This window comes from Streptomyces sp. NPDC002809 (genome assembly GCF_040295435.1).
GTDB lineage: Bacteria > Actinomycetota > Actinomycetes > Streptomycetales > Streptomycetaceae > Streptomyces.
Window position 1 is genome coordinate 29,072 of sequence record NZ_JBEOVJ010000038.1, and the last position, 12,840, is coordinate 41,911.

12 protein-coding genes are annotated in these 12,840 nt (G+C 71.3%); 7 read left to right on the plus strand and 5 right to left on the minus strand.

The window, feature by feature from the left end:
• Window positions 1-49: 49 nt before the first annotated feature.
• Window positions 50-982: a LysR family transcriptional regulator gene (locus tag ABT025_RS22425; RefSeq protein WP_350997147.1), complete on the minus strand. Its 933-nt coding sequence runs from the start codon at window positions 980-982 to the stop codon at window positions 50-52.
• Window positions 983-1,052: 70 nt separating this feature from the next.
• On the opposite strand from ABT025_RS22425, the gene ABT025_RS22430 reads away from it, so the two are divergent.
• Window positions 1,053-2,201 carry a TDT family transporter gene (locus ABT025_RS22430; RefSeq protein WP_350997150.1) on the plus strand — a complete coding sequence of 383 codons (1,149 nt, stop codon included), beginning with the start codon at window positions 1,053-1,055 and terminating at the stop codon, window positions 2,199-2,201.
• Between the two features lie 19 nt (window positions 2,202-2,220).
• Here ABT025_RS22430 and ABT025_RS22435 read toward each other — a convergent pair whose 3' ends face one another.
• The 3 genes from ABT025_RS22435 to ABT025_RS22445 form a co-directional block, all read right to left on the minus strand.
• Window positions 2,221-2,766 (minus strand): helix-turn-helix domain-containing protein, encoded by a 546-nt coding sequence (locus tag ABT025_RS22435; RefSeq protein WP_350997152.1) that lies wholly within the window; start codon window positions 2,764-2,766, stop codon window positions 2,221-2,223.
• Window positions 2,767-2,937: 171 nt separating this feature from the next.
• Complete coding sequence (locus ABT025_RS22440) at window positions 2,938-5,574, minus strand: ABC transporter permease/substrate binding protein (RefSeq protein WP_350997155.1); 2,637 nt, start codon at window positions 5,572-5,574, stop codon at window positions 2,938-2,940.
• On the minus strand, window positions 5,567-6,631 hold the full coding sequence (locus ABT025_RS22445; protein ID WP_350997158.1) for a quaternary amine ABC transporter ATP-binding protein: 1,065 nt from the start codon (window positions 6,629-6,631) through the stop codon (window positions 5,567-5,569). The genes ABT025_RS22440 and ABT025_RS22445 overlap by 8 nt, the downstream gene beginning before the upstream one ends.
• A gap of 319 nt (window positions 6,632-6,950) precedes the next feature.
• Here ABT025_RS22445 and ABT025_RS22450 point away from each other — a divergent pair, with 319 nt between their 5' ends.
• Both ABT025_RS22450 and ABT025_RS22455 read left to right on the plus strand, forming a co-directional pair.
• A complete protein-coding gene (locus tag ABT025_RS22450; RefSeq protein ID WP_350997254.1) occupies window positions 6,951-7,859 on the plus strand; it encodes a 5'-3' exonuclease in 909 nt (302 codons plus the stop codon).
• 80 nt (window positions 7,860-7,939) lie between these two features.
• Complete coding sequence (locus tag ABT025_RS22455) at window positions 7,940-8,782, plus strand: siderophore-interacting protein (RefSeq protein ID WP_350997161.1); 843 nt, start codon at window positions 7,940-7,942, stop codon at window positions 8,780-8,782.
• Between the two features lie 114 nt (window positions 8,783-8,896).
• Here ABT025_RS22455 and ABT025_RS22460 read toward each other — a convergent pair whose 3' ends face one another.
• Entirely contained in the window at window positions 8,897-9,535 is a 639-nt protein-coding gene (locus ABT025_RS22460; RefSeq protein ID WP_350997164.1) for a MerR family transcriptional regulator, read from the minus strand.
• A 156-nt stretch (window positions 9,536-9,691) separates the two neighbouring features.
• Here ABT025_RS22460 and ABT025_RS22465 point away from each other — a divergent pair, with 156 nt between their 5' ends.
• The 4 genes from ABT025_RS22465 (at window position 9,692) to ABT025_RS22480 (ending at window position 12,684) form a co-directional block, all read left to right on the plus strand.
• Window positions 9,692-10,603, plus strand: a complete 912-nt coding sequence (locus ABT025_RS22465) for a hypothetical protein (protein WP_350997166.1) — start codon at window positions 9,692-9,694, stop codon at window positions 10,601-10,603.
• Window positions 10,600-11,076, plus strand: a complete 477-nt coding sequence (locus ABT025_RS22470; RefSeq protein WP_350997169.1) for an ABA4-like family protein — start codon at window positions 10,600-10,602, stop codon at window positions 11,074-11,076. The genes ABT025_RS22465 and ABT025_RS22470 overlap by 4 nt, the downstream gene beginning before the upstream one ends.
• Window positions 11,077-11,326: 250 nt before the next feature.
• Window positions 11,327-11,911 (plus strand): sigma-70 family RNA polymerase sigma factor, encoded by a 585-nt coding sequence (locus ABT025_RS22475; RefSeq protein WP_350997172.1) that lies wholly within the window; start codon window positions 11,327-11,329, stop codon window positions 11,909-11,911.
• On the plus strand, window positions 11,908-12,684 hold the full coding sequence (locus tag ABT025_RS22480; protein WP_350997175.1) for an anti-sigma factor: 777 nt from the start codon (window positions 11,908-11,910) through the stop codon (window positions 12,682-12,684). The genes ABT025_RS22475 and ABT025_RS22480 overlap by 4 nt, the downstream gene beginning before the upstream one ends.
• The last annotated feature ends 156 nt before the right edge of the window (window positions 12,685-12,840 follow it).

A 12,840-nucleotide genomic window follows, 5' to 3' on the forward strand; every position in this document is an offset into this window, starting at 1 on the left:
GTGCGCGGCGAAGCGGCCGGCCGGGGCGGCGAGCGCGGGGGCTCCGCCCTCAGTCGCCGGACGGGCCCGAACGCGTCAGGGCGAGCAGGTCGCGGGCCGGGCCCGTGGGGCGGTGGCCCGCGGGCCAGACGGCGCGGAGCTGGCGGCGCAGGCGGACACCGGCGATGGGCACCTTGACCAGGCGCCGTGCCGAGAGCTCCTCGCCGAGGGCCAGTTCGCTCAGTACGCAGGGCCCGGCGCCGCTCTCCGCCGCCCCCTTCAGCGCCGTGGTGGAGGAGAGTTCCAGGAGCGGCTGGGCCAGTCCCCCGTGCACGGCGAGGGCTGCGTCCAGGACCTGACGGGTGCCGGAGCCGTGCTCGCGCAGGATCAACGGGGTCCCGGCCAGTTCCTTCGGGGTCAGCGGGGTACGCCGGCGGGCCCAGGCATGCGACGGGGCGACCACGACGACCAGGCGGTCGTGCGCGATGACCGTGCCGTCGAGCCCTTCCGGCACGGACAGCCCCTCGACGAAGCCGAGGTCCGCCTCGCCGGTCAGCAGTCGTTGCGCGACCACCGCGGAGTTGCCGGCGAGCAGCGACACCGCGGTGTCCGGCCGTTCGCCGCGCAGGGCTATCAGCCAGCCCGGGAGCAGGTACTCCGCGATGGTCATGGAGGCGGCGACCCGCAGCCGGGAGTCGCGGCGGTCCCGCAGCGCCTGGGCGCCCGCGTCGAACGCCTCGGCGGCCTCGACGACCCGGCGCGCCCAGTCGGTGACGAGCGCGCCCGCGTCGGTGAGGCGGGAGCCGCGGGGCGAGCGGTCGAGCAGGGCGAGGCCGAGCTGCCGTTCCATCGAGCGGATCCGGCTGCTGGCGGCGGGCTGGGTGATGCCGACGTCCCGGGCGGCGCGCCCGAGGCTGCCGTGCCGGGCGACGGCGAGGAGCAGCTCAAGCGCACCGAGATCGGGGACGCGGTGGGACAGAAGTGCGGGTGCGTCGCTGGTCATAAACCCACCTTATGACCTCATAGGTCAGGGATCCCTGGTGGGGGAGGATCCGGGCGCCGAGAATCGTGGCATGGCCATCTTTCCGCAGACCCGAACCGCTCCTCCCCGCTCCGCCGCCGCCCGGCGGCCGGCCCTGCGGCACTTCGGCCCCAACTGGTACGCGACCGTCATGGGCACCGCGATCGTGGCGAGTGCGGGCGTCGCCCTGCCCGTCCACGTCCCCGGGCTGCGGACGGCCTGCGCGCTGGTCTGGGTACTCTCCGCGATCCTGCTGGCCGCCGTGCTCGCGGCCCGTGCCGGACACTGGGCGGCCCATCGCGACCAGGCCCGTGCCCATCTCCTGGATCCGGCGGTCGCGCCGTTCTACGGCTGCCTCTCGATGGCGCTCCTGGCCGTCGGCGGTTCCGGGATGGTGGTGGGCAGGGACGTCATCGGCCATCAGGCGGCCCTGGTGCTGGATGTGCTGCTGTACACCGCGGGCACGCTGACCGGACTGGCCGCGGCCGTGGCGATTCCGTATCTGATGATCGTGCGCCACCGGCCCGAGCCCGGCACCGCGTCCCCGGTGTGGCTGCTGCCGGTGGTGGCACCCATGGTGTCGGCCGCACTCGGTCCGCTGCTGGTGCCTGAGCTGCCCGAGGGGCAGTGGCGGGAGGCACTGCTGCTCGCCTGCTACGCGATGTTCGGGCTGAGTCTGCTGGCGACGCTGGTGATGCTGCCGCTGATCTTCGCCCGGCTGGTGCACCGCGGTCCGCTGCCGCTCGTGCTGACGCCCACCCTGTTCCTGGTGCTCGGCCCGCTGGGCCAGTCGACGACGGCTGTCAATGCGCTGGCGGATGTGGCGCCGGGTGCGATCCAGGCACCGTACGCCTCCGCGCTCGGGGTGTTCGCCGTGCTGTACGGGGTGCCGGTGATGGGGTTCGCGCTGCTGTGGCTGGCGCTGGCCGTCTCCCTGGTGGTGCGGGCGGTGCGGGGCGGGATGACCTTCGCCATGACGTGGTGGGGCTTCACCTTCCCCGTCGGTACGTGCGTGACGGGCGCCGCCGGTCTGGCCCGGCACACCGGTCTGGCGGCGTTCACCTGGCTGGCCGTCGCCCTGTACGTCCTGCTGGTGGCGGCCTGGGCGGTGGCCGGGGCGCGCACGGTGCGCGGGCTGCTGAGCGGGGTGCTGCTCGCGGCGCCGCGGGCGTCCGCACCGGTGACGGCCCGAGCCGCGTGAGGTGCGGCGCGCCGGGTACTCAGCGGCGCGGGTCGAACGTGGCGTCGATGTGCTCGGCGACCGCGACGACCAGCAGCCGGGTCCCGGGGACCGTGGCCCGCCAGCGGTGGCGCACCCCGCCCGAGAGGAACAGCGTGTCGCCGCGCTCCAGCCGGTAGGCCTGTCCCTCGGCCTCCACCTCGGCGGCGCCCTCCGCCACGTACATCACCTCGTCGTTGCGGTGCTGGAACTCGCGCCCGAGGTCGAGCTCGCCGGAGAATTCGAGAGCGCTGAGCTGATGGCGGCCGCGCACGACCCTGCGCACCCCGTCCTCCTGCGCGCCGCGCACGACGTCGACCGCGCGTGCCGAGTCCGCGGCGGCGCGCAGACGTGCGGTGGTGGTCTCCAGGGCTTCGGCGACCCGGTCCAGGGAACGGGCGCTGGGTCTGGCCCGTTCGTTCTCGATCTGGCTGAGAAACGGCACGGACAGACCGCTGCGTGCGGCGACCGCGGCCAGGGTGAGTCCCAGCGATCTGCGCTGTCGGCGGACCGCGGCGCCCACCCGGAGTGTTTCCTTGTCGTCCATGTCCGGCTCCCTCCCGACTCGCCATCCTTCCGGTTGCCAGCACCTTACGCACACCGTTACGCGAGGACGGCGGGGAAAGAGCCGTCAGGACAGCCCGAAAGGGGTGGGCACCGCCACCGGCGGTGCCCACCCCTTTCCGTGCCGTCGCCCCTGGTGGGGCCGCTGCCGCTGTTACTGCTGAGGAGCCATCTTGTCCACGATGCCCGGATTCTTCTCCATCCAGGCCTTCACGGCTTCGTCCTCGTGCCCCGCACCGCGCTTCTGGATCTGGTTCTCCAGGCCGGCGAGCTGGTCCTCGCTCAGCTTGAAGTCCTTGAACCACTTGGTCAGCTGCGGGTAGTTCCGCGGGAACTCCTTGGAGGCGATGGTGTGCAGCCGGTCGCCGTCACCGAACGCCTTCTTCGGGTCCTGGAGCTTGGTCATCCCGTACTCGCTGTACGCCCAGTGCGGGGTCCACAGCAGTACGGCGATGGGCTCCTTCTTGGCGTACGCGCGCTTCAGCTCGGCCAGCATGGCCGGCGTGGAGCCGTCGACGACCTTGTACTCCTTGTCCAGGCCGTAGCCCGGCAGCACGTTCTTCTTGAGGTTCTCCATCGTGGCGGTGCCCGGTTCGATGCCGATGATCCGGCCCTTGAACTGCGAGCCCTTGCCCTTCAGGTCCGCCAGGGACTTCACGTCCTTGACGTAGTCGGGCACCGCGACCTCGATGGAGGTCGGGCCGTACCACGAACCGATGTCGGTCAGCTCGGAGCCGTACTTGTCCCAGTAGTTCTTCTGGGTGTACGGCAGCCAGCCGTCGAACTGCACGTCGATCTGGCCGCGCGACATGGCGGCGTACATCGGGCCGACCTCGAACTGCTTGAGGTTGATCTTGTAACCGCGGTCCTCCAGGACGGCCTTCCACAGGTACGTGGCGGCGATGTCCTCTTCCCACGGGAACCAGGCCATCTCGACGGCACGGTCGCGCTCGTCCTTGCCGTCGGCGCCCTTGGAGGTGGCCGCCTTCTTGACCGGGGTCCACTTGTCGGCGACGCCCGGGTTGGCCTTCAGCCAGGTCCGGACGGCTTCCTGCTCCTTGCCGGAGCCGCTCTTCTGGATCTGCGCCTCAAGACTGGTGAGCTGGTCCTCGGTCATCTCGAAGCTCTTGAGCCAGTTGCCGACCTCGGGGTTGTCGGCCGCGAAACCCTTGCGGGTCAGCGTGTGGATGCCGTCGCCCTTGCCCCAGAGGTTCTTGGGGTCCTTGAGCTTGGTGAGGTCGTACTGGTTGTACGCCCAGTGCGGCGACCAGAGAGGAACGACGATCGGTTCCTTCTTGGCGTACGCGCGCTTCAGCTCGGCCAGCATCGCCGGGGTGGAGCCGTCGACGACCTTGTACTCCTTGTCCAGGCCGTAGCCCGGCAGGATCTTGTCCTTGAGCAGGCCCGTCTCACCGGCGCTCGGCTCGATGCCGACGATCCGGCCCTTGAAGTCGGACGCCTTGCCCTTCAGGTCGTCGAGGGAGTCGACGCCCTTCACGTACGAGGGAACGGCGAGCTCCAGCGAGGTCGGCCCGTACCAGGACCCCATGTCCTCCAGGCGGTCCTTGTACTTCGCCCAGTACGACGCGTGGGTGACCGGCAGCCAGGAATCGGTCTCGAAGTCGATCTGACCGCCGGCCATGCCGGTGTACAGCGCGCCGGCCTCGTACTGCTTGACGTCGACCTCGAAGCCGCGCTGCTCCAGCAGCTCCTTCCAGAGGAAGGTGGAGGCGATGCCTTCGTCCCACGGGATGTAGCCCATGCTGATCTTCTTGCCGGCCCCGATGTTCTTCGGGTCGGAGCCCGCGGTGTCGTCCGTGTCCGAGGAACCGAACATGCCCATGCCGCCGGCGACGAGCGCGAGGACGACGATGCCGACCACGGCGACGACGGGCTGCGGGCGGTAGTTCCACACCTTGAGTCCGCCGGTCACCGACTGCGCCTTGGCGAGCGCGCGGCGGGCGAGCGGGGAGACCTCGCGGCCCAGCGCGCTGGTCATGCGGTCCAGGTACATCGCCAGGACGACGATGGAGACACCGGCTTCGAAGCCGAGGCCCACGTCGACGTTGCCGATGGCCCGGTAGACGGAGCCGCCGAGGCCGCCGCCGCCGACCATGCCGGCGATGACCACCATGGACAGGCCCAGCATGATGACCTGGTTGATGCCCGCCATGATCGTGGGCAGTGCGAGCGGCAGCTGCACCCGCAGCAGGGTGTTGCGCGACGTGGTGCCGAAGGCCTCGGCCGCCTCGACGAGTTCGCCGTCGACCTGGCGGATGCCGAGCTCGGTCATCCGGACGCCCGGGGGCAGCGCGAAGATGATGGTGGCGATGATCCCGGGGACGACACCGACGCCGAAGAAGATGACGCCGGGGATCAGGTAGACCATGGCGGGCATGGTCTGCATGAAGTCGAGGACCGGCCGGGTCACCGCACTGACGGTCTTCGAGCGGGACGCCCAGATTCCGAGAGGCACGGCCAGGACCAGCGTCACGATGGTCGCGACGAGCACCAGGGTGAGGGTGTCCATCGCTTCGTCCCACAACTCGACGGAGTCGATGAGGGCGAAGCCGACGAACGCGAGCACACCGGCGAGCAGGCCGCGCAGCCACCAGGCGATGACGGCGACGATGCCCGCGAAGAGCAGGGGGGCGGGGGCGGAGAGGACGGCGGCGATGCCGTCGAACATGCCGCTCACGACGGAGCTGATGGCGTCGAAGAGCCAGGCCAGGTGGGTCTGGAGCCAGTCGACGGCGGAGTCGACCCAGTCGCCGAGATGAAGCCTAAACACTGGCCACCTTCTTCAGCGAGTCCCGGGCGCCCTGGGGAGCCTCGGTGGGAGCCATCGGTTCACCGAGCACGGCGAGCAGCCGCGCACGCGGCACGACGCCGATGAGCTTGCCCTTGTCGTCGGTCACGGCGACCGCGACACCGCTCTGCGAGCAGGGCGTGAACAGCTCGATGATCGGGGTGGACTCGACGACGGTGGCCGGTGCCTCCCGCAGGACGTCGGCGGGCGTACGCAGTTCCTTGCCGTCGTCCGTCCTGGTGCCCATCACGGTGTGCGGTTCGGCCATGATGGCGCCCGCGGTCAGCACCCGGGAACGGTCGACGTCCTGGGTGAAGGAGGCGACGTAGTCGTTGGCCGGGGTGACGAGGATGTCCTCGGCGGTGCCGAGCTGGACTATCTCGCCGTCGCGCATCACGGCGATGCGGTCACCGAGGCGCATGGCCTCGTTGAGGTCGTGGGTGATGAAGACGATGGTCTTCTTCAGCCGCTTCTGCAGTTCCAGGAGCTGGTCCTGCATGTCCCGGCGGATCAGCGGGTCGAGCGCGCTGAAGGACTCGTCCATGAGGAGCAGGTCGGCGTCGGTGGCGAGCGCGCGGGCCAGGCCTACGCGCTGCTGCATACCGCCGGAGAGCTCGTCGGGCCAGGACTTCTCCCAGCCGGCGAGGCCGGTCATCTCAAGCGCCTCGGCGGCTCGGCGGTTGCGCTCGGCGCGCGGCACACCCTGCACCTCGAGGCCGTAGCCGGCGTTCTCCAGAACGCTCCGGTGGGGAAAGAGCGCAAAGTGCTGGAACACCATGCTGATCTTGGTGGAGCGGACATGGCGGAGCTGGGCGGCGGTCAGGGCGGTCAGGTCCTGGCCGTCGAAGAGCACCTTGCCGGCGGTGGGCTCCAGCAGCCCGTTGAGCATGCGCAGCAACGTGGACTTGCCGGACCCGGACAGACCCATCACGACGAAGATCTGGCCCGGTTCCACGGTGAACGATGCATCGATCACCGCTGCGGTCGTTCCGTCGGCGCGCAGCTCGTCGCGGTCCGTGCCGCTCTCGAGCTTCTGCACGGCTTGATCGGGTCGTCTGCCGAAAACTTTGTACAAGTGTTCGGCTTGCAGCCTTGACACATACACCTCACGCATTGAACCGAAAACGGTCTGCCACCCCCTCCGGCAGACCGTGGAGCGGTGCGGGTTCGGTCCGCATGGCACGTGCACTAGTTGAAAATGCGACGTGGTCCGCTCCGATGCCGCGCCTGCCCCCGCTTATGCGAGGCAAACACGAGAGTGACCCAGCTCACACAAGAGCGGCCGGAGTTCGGGAACCGCGTCCGCTGCGGCCACTGTCGGTGGGGTGCGGCATCATCGGGGTGTGACGCGACGCCTGATGCTCCTCGACACCGCCTCCCTCTACTACCGCGCCTACTTCGGGGTCCCCGACTCGGTGCGCGCACCCGACGGCACACCGGTCAACGCCGTGCGCGGGCTGCTGGACTTCATCGGCCGGCTCGTGCAGGACCACCGGCCCGACGATCTGGTCGCCTGCTGGGACGCGGACTGGCGTCCCCAGTGGCGGGTCGACCTGATCCCCTCGTACAAGGCGCACCGCGTCGCGGTGGAGACCGGCGAGGGCCTGCCCGACGAGGAGGAGACGCCGGACACGCTGGCCCCGCAGGTGCCGGTCATCGCGGACGTCCTGGACGCCCTGGGCATCGCCCGGGTCGGCGTCGACGGATACGAGGCGGACGACGTGATCGGCACGCTGACCGGCCTGTCGACCGGCCCGGTCGACATCGTCACCGGCGACCGGGACCTCTACCAGCTGGTCGACGACGCCCGCGGGGTGCGGGTGCTCTACCCGCTGAAGGGCGTCGGCACCCTCCAGGTGACGGACGAGGCCTGGCTCCGCGAGAAGTACGGGGTGGACGGCTCCGGATACGTCGACCTGGCCCTGCTGCGCGGCGACCCGAGCGACGGACTGCCCGGTGTCCCCGGCATCGGCGAGAAGACCGCGGCGAAACTGCTGGACGCGTTCGGTGACCTGGCCGGCATCATGGCCGCGGTCGACGACCCGGCCGCCGGGCTGACACCCTCGCAGCGCAAGCGGCTCGACGAGGCGCGTGACTACGTGGCCGTCGCGCCGACCGTGGTCCGGGTCGCCGGCGACGTGCCCCTGCCGGATTTCGACCCCGCGCTGCCCGTCGAACCGCGCGACCCCGCGACACTCGAAGCGCTCGCGGACCAGTGGGGGCTGGGCGGGGCGCTGCAGCGCCTGCTCTCCACACTCACAGGTTGAGGTGTTAGGTTAGGTAACCCTAAGGCCAATGGCCCGTGCATGGGCGACCGGCCCGGCATCCGGAGCAGGGAGACAACCTCGTGGCAGAACGACCGGCGCGGCAGGCACCCAAGGCGCAGGGTGCGCAGGTCCTGCGCACCGAGCAGATCACCCCGCACATGATCCGGGTGGTGCTCGGCGGTGACGGCCTCGCCGGCTTCACGCTGTCCGGCTTCACCGACCACTACGTCAAGCTGTGCTTCGCCCCCGAAGGCGCCGAGTACACGCACCCCTTCGACATGGCCCGCATCCGCGAGGAGTTCCCGCGCGAGCTCTGGCCCACGACGCGCACCTACACGGTGCGCTCCTGGGACCCGGACACCGGGGAGCTGGCGATCGACTTCGTGGTGCACGGCGACGAGGGCCTCGCAGGCCCGTGGGCGGCGCGCGCAACTGCGGGCGACCAGGTGACCTTCCTGGGCCCCGGCGGCGGTTACGGCCCCGACGCCTCGGCCGACTGGCACCTTCTGGTGGGCGACGAGAGCGCCCTGCCGGCCGTCGCCGCGGCGCTGGAGCAGATGCCCGAGGGCGCGGTGGTGCACGCGTTCCTCGAGGTCACGGACGCCTCGGAGGAACAGAAGATCGCATCGCCGGACGGTGTCGAGGTCACCTGGCTGCACCGGGGCGGGCGCCCGGTGGGCGAGGCGCTCACCGCCGCGGTGAAGGAGCTGGAGTTCCCCGCGGGCGACGTCCAGGCGTTCGTCCACGGCGAGGCCGGCTTCGTCAAGGAGATCCGCCGGCACCTGAGGCTCGACCGCGCGATCCCGGCGGCGCAGTTGTCGATCTCCGGCTACTGGCGGCTCGGCCAGAACGACGACGCCTGGCGCTCGGTCAAGCGCGAGTGGAACGAGCAGGTGGAGCGCGAGCAGGAGAGCGCCGCGTAGCTCCCGGCAGTCAACCGCACTGTGCCCCGGTCCACGGACCGGGGCACAGTCGCGTCCACCCTCGCCGCCGCCGACTCAGCCGCCCGCCGCGCGTCCACCCTCGCCGCCGCCGACTCAGCCGCCCGCCTCCTCGCCGAACGCCCGTGCCGACGCGTCCGCGTGCGCGAGCCGCCGCAGGGCCGCGAACATCGCCTCGCCGAGCACCGTGCCGACGACCACGCTCTCCACCAGGTCCTCTCGCGCCACGCGGCGCCCGACGTAGTCGAGATCGGCCCGCGCGACCTGTTCCGCGGCAGCCGCGTAGTCGTCGAGCAGTTCGACGAAGCCGCCGTGGCCCGCCCGGCGCAGCGCCACCAGCACCTCGGCCAGGGACTCCCCGCCCGGGCTGCGCGCCCCGGACAGCCAGCCCCTGCGCTCCAGCAGTTCCGTCACGTCCTCGCGGGCATCCTCCAGTTCGGGCCCGGCATCGTCGCCCCGCGACGGCGCGATGCTCTTCGCCGCCGTGCCCAGTACATCGTGCAGGGGCTGGTGCGGGTCCTCCATCACCCGAAGCACCTCCCCGATGGCCGACAGCGGGAGCCCGCCGACGTCCAGCAGCGCGCGGATCAGCCGCAGCCTTCGCTCGTGCCCGTCGTCGTAACTCGCCTGGTTCGGGCTGGTCAGCTGCCCGGCGGGCAGCAGCCCCTCCCGTACGTAGAACTTGATCGTCGGTACCGGAACCCCGGACCTGCGGCTCAACTCGCCGATGCGCACCGCGCGTTCTCCCTTGCTCCTCTTGCCAACCCCCACCTCATCATAGATAGTTCCACTATCGGATAGCGGAGAGCACCGCTATCCATATGTACTCAGGGGGATCTCATGCCGCAATGGCGTTCCTGGCACCGCCCGTTAGTCCTCTTCGCCGCCGCCATGGCCGTGATGACGGTCGTCTCGGGTGTCGGCCTGCTGGTCGACGACCGGGTCCTGGCAGGCTCGGCGATCTGGTTCAAACCCTTCAAGTTCGCGGTCTCGTTCGTGGTGTACGCCCTCGCGCTCGCCTGGATGCTGACGCTCCTCACCCGGGGCCGGCGCGCCGGCTGGTGGGCCGGGACCGTGGTCGCGCTCTCCAGCCTCGTCGAGATGGCGATCATCACCGGACAGGTCGTCCGCGGGAAGCGCAGCCACTTCAACCACGCCACATCGTTCGACTCCTCGCTGTTCGCCGCCATGGGCGCCACCGTGGTCATCCTGTGGACCGGCACCCTGGTCATCGCGGTCCTGCTGCTGCGCGCCCGCATCGCGGACCGCGCCTCCGCCCTGGCGATCCGCTCGGGCGTGCTCCTGGCCCTGGTGGGCGCCGGCTTCGGGTTCCTCATGACACAGCCCTCCAAGGAGCAGCGAGCGGCCGGGAACCTCGACACGGCAGATGTCGTCGGCGCGCACTCCGTGGGCGTACCGGACGGCGGGCCCTCGATGCCGCTCACCGGCTGGTCGACGACCGGCGGTGATCTGCGCATCCCGCATTTCGTGGGGATGCACGCACTCCAGGTGCTCCCGCTGTTCCTGCTGGCCCTTGTCGCGCTGGCGCCCCGCTTCGCCCCGCTGCGCGACCCCCGGGTCCGGCTGCGCCTCGTGACGGTCGCCTCCGGCGCCTACGCGGCGGTCACCGCCCTGGTCGCCTGGCAGGCGCTGCGCGGCCAGTCGCTGGTCCACCCGGACGGCGCGACCCTCGGCGCCGCGGCGCTCGTCCTGGCCGCCACCGCCGCCGGTACGTACGGCGCGCTGCGGCCGCGCTCCGGGGCGCACGCCTCCCCCACCGCAGAGAAGGAGTTCGTGTCATGACCGGTGTGCTCTTCGAGATCTCGTTCGTGCTGGCGGCACCGTTCTGGCTGCTCATGATCTTCCTGCCGGGCCGGCCGGTCACGGCCCGGGTCGCCTCCTCGCCCCTGACGGTCCTGCCGGTGCTCGCCGTCCACCTGGCGATGGCCCTGCCGGTCCTTCCCGAGCTGTGGACGGCGGTGAGCAGCCCGGACATCGACACGTTCCGCGAACTGACCGCGCTGTCGAACGGGGCGGGAGCGGTGTGGGCCCAGGTCGTCGCCTGGGACCTGCTGCTGGGCCAGTGGATGTTCCTGGAGAGCCGCCGGCTGGGCATCCCGCCGTACGTGATGGGCCCGCTGCTGGTCCTGACGGTTCTGCTCTCGCCGTTCGGGCTGCTGGTCTTCCTGGTGCTGCGCACGGTCCGGCAGCGCGGAACCCGGCCCGGGAGCGGACTCCCGGACCGGGCGGACAGTGCGGTGGCGGACCGCCGGTGAGCTCCGAACGGCCGGCGACCAGCGCCCAGCCGGTCCGGCATCTCGGCGCGCCCGGACTCGGTGACGCCGTACAGCGTGCGCTCCGGGCGGTCGCCCTGCCGCTGCACGGGGGCGTGACCTCCACCCGGCCGATCCCGGTACATGGCGTGGCGCGAAGGGCGTGGAAGGATTTCGGCCCCTGACCAATCCGCGCTGCCACCGGCTCCGAATCATCTCCGGAGACCGATGAGCATCCTGGGAGGAAGCCCGCGTGAAAGTAGCCGTGCACATCAGCGGAGTGGCCTCGGCGGGGCCCGATCTCCAGGAGCTTCTGGGGATGGTCGCCCGGGGCGATCAGGATGCCTTCTCGCAGGTGTACGAGGCGGTCTGCGGACCGGTGCTCGGGCTGGTGCGCAGCGTTCTGCGTGACCCCGCCCAGTCGGAGGAGGTCGCGCAGGAGGTGCTGGTCGAGGTCTGGCGCACGGCGCCGCGCTTCCAGGCGGCCCGCGGGAGCGCCATGAACTGGGTGCTGACGCTGGCCCACCACCGGGCGGTGGACCGGGTGCGCTCGGTGGAGGCGACGACGGCGCGTGAGCACAAGGCAGCACTGCTCGACCGCACCCCCGCCTTCGACGACGTCACCGAACAGGTCGAGAGCCGGCTGGAGCGGGAGCAGGTACGCCGCTGCATGCGGACCCTCTCCGAGCTGCAGCGCGAGTCCGTCACCCTGGCGTACTACCGCGGGCTGACGTATCGCGAGGTGGCGGAGCTGCTCTCGACACCGCTCGGGACGATCAAGACCCGACTGCGCGACGGACTGATCCGGCTGCGCGACTGCCTCGGGGTGAGCGCATGAGCGACGCCGGACTGCACACACTGACCGGGGCCTACGCCCTGCACGCGCTGCCGGAATCCGAACGCCGGGAGTTCGAACGCCACCTGGGCGACTGCGAGGCCTGTTCCGTCGAGGTGCGCGAGCTCTCGGAGACCGCGACCCGGCTCGGGCTCGCCGTCTCCGTCACACCGCCGCGCGAACTGCGCGAGCGGGTGCTGCACGAGATCGCGACCGTTCGCCAGGAGCCGCCGCCCGGTGGCCGCCGCGCCCGCACCGGCCGCATGGGCCGCTCCACCGCGGGCCGCCCTTCCCGGTGGCCGAAGTTCGCGCTCGCCGCGAGCCTGGCCGCCGCCGCGGGCTTCGGCGGCATCGCGGTGTGGCAGAACCAGGAGGCCCAGGAAGCCCGCCAGGACTCCCGGGCCACCCAGCAGCGCAGCGATCAGCTCGCTCAGGTCCTCGCGGCGCCCGACGCACGGACGCGGTCCGGGACCCTGGAGGGTGGCGGGAAGGGCACGGTCGTGGTGTCCGAGAGCCGGAACCGTGCCGTGTTCCTGGCCTCGGGACTCGCAGAGGCCCCCGCCGGAAAGGTCTACCAGCTGTGGTTCGACGACGACGGCACGATGCGCTCCGCAGGCCTGATGCGGGCGTCGGGCGGCTCGTCGACGACGTACGCGACCCTGCTCGACGGGCCGGTGGACCCCGCGACCGGCATGGGCGTGACCGTCGAGCCGGCGGGCGGGTCGGCGCAGCCGACCTCGGCCCCGCTGGCGCTGATAGACCTGCCGTCCGCATGAACGAGCGCCCGGCCGCGTGAGCGGCGGCTGCGCCGGGCACCCGTCGTGGTGACCGGCGCAGCCGCTCGTCCGGGCCCCTGACGCGGTGGTCGCACGTGCTCGCCCCGGGCCGGGTCGCCCCCGGTGGGCCGTGGCCATTTCGCGGTGCCCACCCCG

Coding starts and splice junctions, on each gene's coding strand:
- ABT025_RS22435 (WP_350997152.1), bottom strand. CDS start 2,766: ATGGACGACAAGGAAACACTCCGGGTGGGCGCCGCGGTCCGCCGACAG.
- ABT025_RS22470 (WP_350997169.1), top strand. CDS start 10,600: ATGACCGGTGTGCTCTTCGAGATCTCGTTCGTGCTGGCGGCACCGTTC.
- ABT025_RS22430 (WP_350997150.1), top strand. CDS start 1,053: ATGGCCATCTTTCCGCAGACCCGAACCGCTCCTCCCCGCTCCGCCGCC.
- ABT025_RS22450 (WP_350997254.1), top strand. CDS start 6,951: ATGCTCCTCGACACCGCCTCCCTCTACTACCGCGCCTACTTCGGGGTC.
- ABT025_RS22465 (WP_350997166.1), top strand. CDS start 9,692: ATGGCCGTGATGACGGTCGTCTCGGGTGTCGGCCTGCTGGTCGACGAC.
- ABT025_RS22480 (WP_350997175.1), top strand. CDS start 11,908: ATGAGCGACGCCGGACTGCACACACTGACCGGGGCCTACGCCCTGCAC.
- ABT025_RS22425 (WP_350997147.1), bottom strand. CDS start 982: ATGACCAGCGACGCACCCGCACTTCTGTCCCACCGCGTCCCCGATCTC.